Annotated in this window: 10 protein-coding genes; 6 read left to right on the top strand and 4 right to left on the bottom strand. The window is 58.6% G+C overall.

The window, feature by feature from the left end; genetic code table 11:
- Positions 1-314 precede the first annotated feature (314 nt).
- Positions 315-731, top strand: a complete 417-nt coding sequence (locus tag AC1D1N_RS29985; RefSeq protein ID WP_436258550.1) for a hypothetical protein — start codon at positions 315-317, stop codon at positions 729-731.
- 49 nt (positions 732-780) lie between these two features.
- On the opposite strand, the gene AC1D1N_RS29980 is transcribed toward AC1D1N_RS29985, so the two are convergent.
- Positions 781-1,158, bottom strand: coding sequence for a DUF2934 domain-containing protein (locus AC1D1N_RS29980; RefSeq protein ID WP_436258551.1), 378 nt, complete (start codon positions 1,156-1,158; stop codon positions 781-783).
- A gap of 595 nt (positions 1,159-1,753) precedes the next feature.
- Here AC1D1N_RS29980 and AC1D1N_RS29975 point away from each other — a divergent pair.
- From AC1D1N_RS29975 to AC1D1N_RS29960, 4 genes are all read left to right on the top strand, one after another.
- Positions 1,754-1,987: a hypothetical protein gene (locus AC1D1N_RS29975; protein ID WP_436258552.1), complete on the top strand. Its 234-nt coding sequence runs from the start codon at positions 1,754-1,756 to the stop codon at positions 1,985-1,987.
- Between the two features lie 167 nt (positions 1,988-2,154).
- Positions 2,155-2,451: a PilZ domain-containing protein gene (locus tag AC1D1N_RS29970; RefSeq protein ID WP_477352839.1), complete on the top strand. Its 297-nt coding sequence runs from the start codon at positions 2,155-2,157 to the stop codon at positions 2,449-2,451.
- A 50-nt stretch (positions 2,452-2,501) separates the two neighbouring features.
- On the top strand, positions 2,502-2,699 hold the full coding sequence (locus AC1D1N_RS29965) for a hypothetical protein (protein WP_436258554.1): 198 nt from the start codon (positions 2,502-2,504) through the stop codon (positions 2,697-2,699).
- Positions 2,700-2,786: 87 nt separating this feature from the next.
- Positions 2,787-2,990, top strand: coding sequence for a hypothetical protein (locus AC1D1N_RS29960; protein WP_436258555.1), 204 nt, complete (start codon positions 2,787-2,789; stop codon positions 2,988-2,990).
- A 113-nt stretch (positions 2,991-3,103) separates the two neighbouring features.
- Here the strand turns inward: AC1D1N_RS29960 and AC1D1N_RS29955 are convergent, their stop codons facing one another.
- Positions 3,104-3,715 carry a cell envelope biogenesis protein TolA gene (locus AC1D1N_RS29955; protein ID WP_436258556.1) on the bottom strand — a complete coding sequence of 204 codons (612 nt, stop codon included), beginning with the start codon at positions 3,713-3,715 and terminating at the stop codon, positions 3,104-3,106.
- Between the two features lie 755 nt (positions 3,716-4,470).
- On the opposite strand from AC1D1N_RS29955, the gene htpG reads away from it, so the two are divergent.
- The gene (gene htpG / locus AC1D1N_RS29950; RefSeq protein ID WP_436258557.1) at positions 4,471-6,360 is read left to right on the top strand and encodes a molecular chaperone HtpG; all 1,890 of its coding nucleotides are present in this window, start codon (positions 4,471-4,473) and stop codon (positions 6,358-6,360) included.
- A 385-nt stretch (positions 6,361-6,745) separates the two neighbouring features.
- Here htpG and AC1D1N_RS29945 read toward each other — a convergent pair whose 3' ends face one another.
- Both AC1D1N_RS29945 and AC1D1N_RS29940 read right to left on the bottom strand, forming a co-directional pair.
- Positions 6,746-7,576, bottom strand: coding sequence for a transglutaminase-like domain-containing protein (locus tag AC1D1N_RS29945; RefSeq protein WP_436258558.1), 831 nt, complete (start codon positions 7,574-7,576; stop codon positions 6,746-6,748).
- A 67-nt stretch (positions 7,577-7,643) separates the two neighbouring features.
- The gene (locus AC1D1N_RS29940; protein ID WP_477352836.1) at positions 7,644-8,543 is read right to left on the bottom strand and encodes a transglutaminase family protein; all 900 of its coding nucleotides are present in this window, start codon (positions 8,541-8,543) and stop codon (positions 7,644-7,646) included.
- Positions 8,544-8,559 lie beyond the last annotated feature (16 nt).

Genomic DNA, 8,559 nt, shown 5'->3' with positions numbered 1-8,559 from the left:
CTTCTGTTCTCATGGCGCATGAACCGATTGACACGCTGGGCAAGGCAACCCGGCACAACATGCTTGTGAAGGCGGAGTGCACCTGTGGCAACGTCTTTTACTGCCGCTCGGCCGACCTGATGATGGTCTATGGCGGCGGTGTTGCCCGTTGCGCCTGAAGTTCGACTGCAGCCGATGCAAACCGAATATCAAGATCACGCTTCTGGAAGTTCACCCTGAGCACTTGCCAAAGCACCTGGTCATTCACAAGCCGATGAAAATTGACGGCAAGATTGTTTGGCACACTGAGAGGTTTCGAGCGTGAGAGGACCGTCATGACAGAACGGTTGGAGGTAGAAGAGACCGATGGCGGATTCCGGGTGATTGACCAGGCAGGCATCGAGTTGGCTCATGTTTTCCGGCGCTTCGAGGCTTTCGCCTTCGCGCGTGATAGAGGAGCACGGGTGCACCTCAAGTGGGAACGGACTGTTATCGGCGGACGCGAGGTTCCCCAAGCTTTTTCGGCCTGTCACGGCGACCACGGAGCCGGGCGCATCATGCCCACGGTCAGCGGTGATAAACCCGGGAGATGGGCATGGTTCGTCAACGGCACCGATCCCGACACGGGTCGGGGCTGCAGCGTGGGCGGACGAGAGAATTCAAAAGACCAGGCAGTCGAGCAGCTGGAGGCGGCCTACACCGAATTTATTGCCAATGCCGTCAAATACGGACGCCAGTTGAAGAATGGCTGACAGCATGGCAGCCTTGGCGAAACTGCTCGCCGACGCTCGGTCGGGCTTCCTATTTGCTGAAATTTTGTTGACCTGTCGCCAAGCTCCGGGCCGCTTCCTCGATCGCCTCCCGGTCATTGCCCAACCTATCGATTAGGTCTTGGGCTTGGTCGCCAGTAATGCCGGTTCGCATCGCCAAAGCTTCTACCGTCATGACGTCGGAACTGGCGGTCTCAGCGCGGCGCGGCTTTCTCGACTTGGCCGACAGTACCGTCGCTCCAACGGCGCTTGGTTCTGTAAATGCCTGCTCAGCTTCCAGTTGGTCCTCGCGCTCGATTTCTGCCTCGGCCTGGTGCCAGTGTTTCTCCGGGTCGCCATGCCCGCCGCCGTCGCGCTCCCAAATTTCATATGCCCGTTGCCGAATTCTTTGGTGCCGATCGTCGCCCATGGTCATCCTCCTTGTTGGATTTCCACCAACGCGGTGAGCGTCGAAACGATCCAGCACGGAACGATGATTTGGGGGTGAAGTGGGACGGCGAATTTGGGGTTCCGAGACCAGACATCGCTGTTGAGGGACAAACAAATTGGTCATTGGCGATTTGCTTGATGCGTGGTCAAAGGAGCTTCTCGATGCGGACCGGGAACGCCCGGTTACGGCGGCCGGTCGCATGAAAGACTGCGTTCGCAATACTCCTATACCAATCTCGCCGATGTTCGCCTGGTCGAGAGCTATGTGACGCCGAAGCGGAAAACGCCCTTGTCGATAAGGCGTAGACCGACGAGCGAGACCATTTCTACAACTGCCCAAACTGCGGCCAGCTGGTCGACCAGCGCGACGCCCGGCAAGTTTTCTATCACGAAGCGCCGGGTCACGATCCGTTGGAACTAGAAGGCACGGCCAAGGTGCTGCCGTTCCCGGCGATGCGGCGTCTGAAACAGCAAACGTTGAGGTCGATCATGAACTCATCGACCAAGCGCGACAGCTTCGCCGTCAACTCGGTTCCTGGCATGGATGGTCTCCCCGGTCTGCGCGGGGGCGCTAAGTGATGGAACAGAGCGGGCCAATCGCCGTTGTGTCACCGGCAAACCAAGGCAATTCGGCGTTGAAAAAGAAACCTCCGCTGCCCGTGAATTCGTCAGTCAAACTTGAGCGCACCGATACGGGCTGGCTGCTGTTCATTGTGCTGCCAGGATTGGGCGAGACCGGAATAACCACGCCGCACAAGACATTCGATGAGGCGATTGCCACTGTAAAGGGGATGTTTGAGGTCGAGTAGTAGGTAGTTTCCTGCTGAACTGGTCGTCGAAAGGCGCTTCCTGAACGGACCACGATCTGCGCCTTCGTGCGCTGTTACTCAGGATAGCAAGACGCTAGATTTAGGAGGTGCGATGATAGAATTCATTCTGACAACGTTGGACGGGCAAAAGCTTCGCGGAAAAATGTATGTCACCAAATCCTCCCTCTGATGGCAACCGTCGCCAGCATCGCCAAGGCGTGCTGAAAGGCGGGGCGATAATCACCGGAATACAAAATTCGGAGGTCACTTGCTCACTTAGGAACCAACATGATGGTGGTGCAGAATTGCGCGTAGCCGCCGATACAAGGGTGCCGGAGCACTTCCTGCTATACGTGCCAACCGACGGAATTGCCTACCGTTGCGAGGTTCGTTGGCGGCGAAACGACCGCATCGGTGTGAAGTTTACCGGCACCGAGCCAAAACCAAAACTCCATTACGGCTAAGCTGACCGGCATGATTGGTTTTCATTTCCGATCTGTGGGAGTGCAGCGCGTTGGATGACCATCCGAAAAACAGTGTCTCGATCGAGCAGCTAGACGGCCAATGGGCTGTGCAGGTCATGGAAGATGGCGCGGTCACCCAGCATCTTTTCGAGACCGAAGACTTCGCGAGAAATTTTGCGGCTCGTCAGTGGATAAGGCTTAATCCCAAACCGGTTCTGCCAAAGAGCAGGCGAAAGCCCAAAGTGTAATCTCGTTCAGCTGTTGTTACTTGCCGCCACGGCGGAACAGGTTGTCAGCAGGCACGTTGCTCCAAGGCCTAACCTTGGAGAACACAAATGGACGACGACCTCCGCAGGAGACTTAAAGAACTCAGCGTCACTTTGCAAAATCGTGCGACAGAGCTCTCGCTAACCGGTGCTAGTGGCGACATAGCCATCCTCATGTCAGGAGTCGCGATCACACTTGAGGCTTTGCTCGTCGTAGCCGAAGAGGCTAGAACCCCACGCTCCGGCCCATCCGTCGCGCCTGACGCCGGATAAACATCTCCTAGGCCTGGAGAGGTTCAACCGATGGCTATTACCGAGTGCTGAAGGCCGCCAGCCTTGCGTTAGCAGCCGGCTCGCAGGAGCAAGGAACAAAGGGAACCGCTTGCCTACTCTTCTGCCTCCTTCAGCGCGTCACCGTGCGCCTGCTGTTCGCGCTCCCATCTTTGGCTCTCGTTGGCTTCCTCTTTGTCCAGCTCCTCTCGTCGCTGTCTGATGGAGTTCGTCGTGCTCTCATGGCGGCTACGAGCGCGCGCGAACGCGGCATTAGCCTTGGCGATCATCCGCTCGCGTTGCTTCTTCGCACGCTCGCTCCTGGCCTCCGCCTTTGCGCGATCCAGGGCCTCATGTTTTCTTTCCCTTTCGAGAGCGGCCGCCGCGTTCCGTTTCGCTTTCTCGTCGGATTTCATGTCGACTTGCTTGCTGGTGTCTGCGCGCTGCGCCCGACCCTGCGGAGCCCGCTGGACCCCCTCGAGTGCTTTCGGAAGCACAGCCTTTTCAGTGAATTTCCCATGCGATCCGACCGGCCGCCGCAACACGACGCCTGGTGCGGCCATTGTTGCCTCGACCACTTTGGGGTCTTCTGTCGGTTTCGCGAATCCCCGTTTAAAGATGTCGGGATCGGCACCCCAGGCCTCTGCGGCGGCTTTCATCGATGGCGCTGCGATGACAAGGTCAAAGAAGCCGATCGAGGTTTGATAGACTTTGAGTTTCTTCGCCATCCGATGGAGACCTTACATGTGTCCTTTCTGAGTTGCGCTTTCAAGCGACCTTGCGCACCGGATCGTATGTTTCGGGGGCAAGAAAGGGAATGATCGAATTTTTCCGATCGCATGGAATCAAGCGGGAAGTCCCGTGCTCTAACAAAATAGCTGCATGATAACAGTCTGTTGGCACTCTCATTCGGTGGGTGCCATTTTTATGGCCGGCCCCTTGAAACTGAAAAAAGGGAAAACTAGGTCACGGTGGCGTCAACACTGATGTGTCTCTCCGCGCAGCAGGTATCGGCGGCCTCCGAGGCATTTGGTGGCTGACCGCGAACACTTTCGACGATCCATTGCCATGTGATGAAACAAATTGTTTTGGAGGTGGAGACATGATCACTGGCCGGTTGTGAAAGGCCGCGCTTTCTGCTGCTCGGTCCGCTCCAAGTCCTGCACAGTCGGGAGTAAGCGCAAGCCATGACTAACAGGCAGTTTGACGCGCCGGAATGGGTTTTCCGACTAGATCGAGAGCGTGGTGGGAGCGTATGCCCTGCTTCAGGATTAGCCGGCCTGCAGCCGCAAAGCCGGCATCGCAGGCGAGAGCGAGCCGGAACCGTCCGCGCAAGCCTGATTGCCTTCGTCCGCCGCCACGGTTCGTCGGCACCCGCGGGATTGGCTGGCGGCGCGTCCAGGACAAGCAACACCGTCTGAACGATTGATCATCCGACACGACCTCGTGCGGAGACCAAGCTGCAAACAACAGGAAACGTGAGATGACGATAGACACGAAGGCGAAAGAAACCAGAGCGTTCGAGGCGGATGTTTCGAGGCTGCTGCACATGATGGTGCACTCTGTCTATTCCGATAGGGACGTCTTCCTGCGCGAACTGATTTCCAACGCCGCCGACGCCTGCGAAAAGCTGCGCTTCGAAGCGGTCAGTCGGCCCGAATTGCTAGCTGACGACCCGAAGTTGCGGATCACCGTTTCCGCCGATGCCGATAACAAGCAGATCACCGTCGAAGACAACGGGATAGGCATGAGCCGTGACGATATGGCCGAAGCATTGGGCACGATCGCGCGCTCGGGCACGCGCGCCTTCGTCGAACGCGTCGGCGTAGGCGGCACGGCCGACGATACGCAGTTCATCGGCCAATTCGGCGTCGGCTTTTATTCCGCCTTCATGGTGGCCGAACGCGTCGATGTCATCAGTCGCCTGGCGGGAAGTGACGAGGCCTGGCGCTGGTCGTCCGACGGCAAAGGCTCTTATGAGATCGCGCCGGCCCCGCTTGAAGCAGCCCCCATGCGCGGCACTCGCGTCGTGCTACACCTCATGGACGACGCCATCTCCTATACCGGATCCTACCGGCTTGAGCAGTTGGCCAAGTCGCAGTCGGGCCATGTGCCGGTGCCGATAACGCTCATCGAGAAACCCGGGGCCGAGGCGCGCGACATTGCCGACGGCACGGCACTCTGGGTCAGGCCGAAGAGCGAGATCAAGCCCGAGGAATACACCGACTTCTACCGCAGTGTTGCGGGCCAGTATGACGAACCGGCCGCCACAATTCATTTCCGCGCCGAAGGAAGGCAGGAATACAGCGTGCTAGCCTTCGTGCCCGGTTCGCGTCCCTTCGACTTGTTCGATCAGGACCGTAAGGGCCGTCTGAAGCTCTATGTGCGCCGCGTCTTTATCACTGATGATGCCGACCTTCTGCCACGCTACCTGCGCTTCGTCCGCGGTCTGGTCGATTCCGCCGACCTGCCGCTCAACGTCTCGCGCGAGATGATCCAGGAAAGCCCACTGCTAGCCTCGGTCCGCAAGGGCCTGACAAATCGCGTGATTGGCGATCTTGGCAAACTGTCGGAAAACGAAGCTGAGGCCTATTCCAAGATCTGGGAGAATTTCGGCGTTGTCCTCAAGGAAGGACTCTATGAGGACTATGAGCGGCGCGAGCAATTGCTGAAACTCGCCCGCTTCCGCTCGACTGCTTCGAGCGAAGGTTGGCGCAGCCTCGCCGACTATGTCGCCGCGATGAAGGAAGGCCAGAAGGCGATCTTCTTTATGGCCGGCGACGACCGCGCCCGGCTCGAAGCCTCGCCTCAGCTGGAAGGGTTCAAGGCGCGTGGCATCGAGGTGCTGCTGCTCACCGATCCTGTCGACAGCTTCTGGGTGACGATGGCGCCGGACTTCGAGGGCAAGCCCTTCAAGTCGGTGACACAGGGCGTGGCGGAACTATCGGACATCCCGCTGCTCGACGACGGGAAAAAGCTGAACACGGCTGCAACGCCGGAGGTCGATGCCTTCCTGGCTTTCGTGAAGTCGGCTCTCGGCGACGCCGTCTCGGACGTCAAGGCCTCCGACCGCCTGACCGAAAGCGCGGTCTGCCTTGTCGCGCCCGAGCATGGTCCGGACCGCCAGTTCGAGCGGCTGATGAACGCCGCCGGCCGCCTCGACAAGGCGGCCAAGCCCATCCTGGAAATTAATCCACGGCATGAGCGCGTGCTGGCGCTCGCCAGCCTCGGCGAGGACGAGCAGGCCTTTAAGGACGATGCAGTCCACCTTCTTTACGACGAGGCCCGCGTGCTCGACGGCGACAAACCAGCGGACGCCAGTGCGTTTTCGCAGCGTCTGGCGCGGCTGATCGCGCGCGGGCTGACCAAGTGATAGTCGCTCACTCCAATAACTGATCCTTCCTGATTGGTGCGGCAATCGACCCGATTTGGGTTACCGCTTCCTCTCCAATGGCTCCAGCCGAGGCGGAGACGGGTTTGGAACGCGGCACTCAGCGTCTTGATTTGATGCTCTCCGGCCGCCCAAATCAGGCCAGCTTTTTCACGCTGAGCAACCTACATCGCTGGGCGTTCAGGAAGGACGCCTACCAAGACAGTTGCGCTGGCCCATTGGCGCAATCTTGAAGAGCATCGCTCGATAATGGCCAGAGGGCGTGAGGGAATACTGCGCGATTATGATATGCGGGCCTCTAATGTCCCGCATTGTTCGGCTAGCGCTGTGCAGCGTCAGGTCTACTTCACGACATGGCCTTGCGCGGTCATAGGGTCGCCAACAAGTGCTCCGCCGGGATTTCTTCCGTGACAACTTCGAAGCCGGCAAGTCTCGATGACCCGAAACTGGTTGAGAGGGCAACATCAGTCGCGTCGCAACCCGTCGCCATCAGGATCCTACCGATTCGAGGGCGGTTATGCCGAGCGTCAAATGTGAACCAGTGACCGCTAAGATATGCTTCGAACCACGCGCTGAAATCCATGGGATCCGGCACTGGAGGCACGCCGATGTCGCCGAGATAGCCGGTGCAATAGCGCGCCGGTATATTCATGCAGCGGCATAGCGAGATGGCCAGATGCGCAAAGTCGCGACAGACGCCGGCTCGATCTTCGAAGGCGCCATAGGCGGTCCGCAGCGGATTGGCGGCTTGGTAATCGAAAGCGATGTGATCGTGCACGAAATTGCAGATCGCCTGAACCCGGGTCCATCCAGGCGTGGTGTTGCCAAAATTCGCCCAAGCGAGGTCGCCAAGCCGATCGGTATCGCAATAGCGGCTTCCAAGCAGAAACCTAAGCACCTCGTCCGGGAGTTCCTTGATATCGTGTTGAACGGCGTTCGGCAGGACGACATCGGACTTGCCGGTGTCGTATATCTCGAAGCTCGTCGATATCGTGGTCAGCCCTGCTGGCGCTTCTATTCTCGTGCATGCGTTGCCGAAAGCATCAATGTAGCCGCGGGCCTCGATCGGGCGATCAAAACCTATGACCTGTTCCGTGAGCAGATCGACGCGGCGTGAGGGATGGATCTCAAGGACCAGCAGCATCGGTGTCGGCTGCGAGCATTCGTAGGTAAGGCTGAAACCTGCGCGGATCCGCATCGATGCTCCAATGTTCTAATTCAGGAACTGGGCAAACTCCGTGTTTGCCAAACAGTTCCTGAGAACATCAGACAGCGCTAATTTTTGTTGGCGTGGTTTCCTTCGCCACCTTCACCTCCACGCTCATGCCCAGAAAACTTGACGCGCTTCCGGAGTAGCTTCCAGAAAGTGGGACGGCTTGTCGGGGATGGCGAGCCACAGCCACCCTGATCAAATCCCGGTTGCCGACAATGCCGTTGGTTGGATCAAACTCGATCCAACCGGCCCCGGGCAAGTAGACTTGGCACCAGGCATGCGTTGAGCCTCCGCCGCGGACAGCATCACTGTCGCGGCTCGGCACATACACATAACCGGTCACGAAACGAGCAGCAAAGCCAAGAGAGCGAACGGCTTCCATCATGAAAAGCGCAAAGTCCCGGCATGTGCCCTTGCGCAGATGCAAGGTCATGAGCGGCGGTTGCGTTCCAGTTTCAATCCGACGGGAATACACGAAGCTCTCGTGGATGGCGTAGCAGAGCGTCATCAGCAATTTGCCGGTCTCGGTTTGCCCCGCGGCACTCACGAACTGCCGTGCCCATTTGCCGATCTCGTCGCCGTCATCGGCGTGATGTCGCTGCATGGTCTGCGCGAGGTCGGCCGCCTCATCGGGATCGTAGGAGAATGGATAAATCAGCGCGGTCTCATCGATGCGGAAATCGGGCGCATGCTGCGGCGTGTGATCGAGCCGGATGTCTGTGGCGAAACGGAGTTCCTTGGCCGAACCCTTGAATTCGATCACCGCAACGCAATTGCCAAAAACGTCATGGATCCATCGAACCGCCCTCGGCTCGGGGTCCACGAAAAGGGCGTGGTCGAGAAGCCGCTGATCGAAACTGTCGCGCGGCCTGAACCTCAGCCGGTGCTCGCCAAACCTCACCGGCTTGCTATAGCGATAGACAGTGCTGTGCTTGACTGAAAAAATCGGCATCGGAGTCCGTAAATGA

The sequence above is a fragment of the Mesorhizobium sp. P2_B5 genome (assembly GCF_056404775.1).
Note: the sequence above shows the minus strand (reverse complement) of the source record. Positions and strands in the feature narration are given on the sequence as shown.

Bases quoted from the DNA above. Each gene is read 5' to 3' on its own strand.
- AC1D1N_RS29985 (WP_436258550.1), top strand. From the start codon at position 315: ATGACAGAACGGTTGGAGGTAGAAGAGACCGATGGCGGATTCCGGGTG.
- AC1D1N_RS29980 (WP_436258551.1), bottom strand. From the start codon at position 1,158: ATGGGCGACGATCGGCACCAAAGAATTCGGCAACGGGCATATGAAATT.
- AC1D1N_RS29970 (WP_477352839.1), top strand. From the start codon at position 2,155: ATGTCACCAAATCCTCCCTCTGATGGCAACCGTCGCCAGCATCGCCAA.
- AC1D1N_RS29960 (WP_436258555.1), top strand. From the start codon at position 2,787: ATGGACGACGACCTCCGCAGGAGACTTAAAGAACTCAGCGTCACTTTG.
- AC1D1N_RS29955 (WP_436258556.1), bottom strand. From the start codon at position 3,715: ATGGCGAAGAAACTCAAAGTCTATCAAACCTCGATCGGCTTCTTTGAC.
- htpG (WP_436258557.1), top strand. From the start codon at position 4,471: ATGACGATAGACACGAAGGCGAAAGAAACCAGAGCGTTCGAGGCGGAT.
- AC1D1N_RS29945 (WP_436258558.1), bottom strand. From the start codon at position 7,576: ATGCGGATCCGCGCAGGTTTCAGCCTTACCTACGAATGCTCGCAGCCG.
- AC1D1N_RS29940 (WP_477352836.1), bottom strand. From the start codon at position 8,543: ATGCCGATTTTTTCAGTCAAGCACAGCACTGTCTATCGCTATAGCAAG.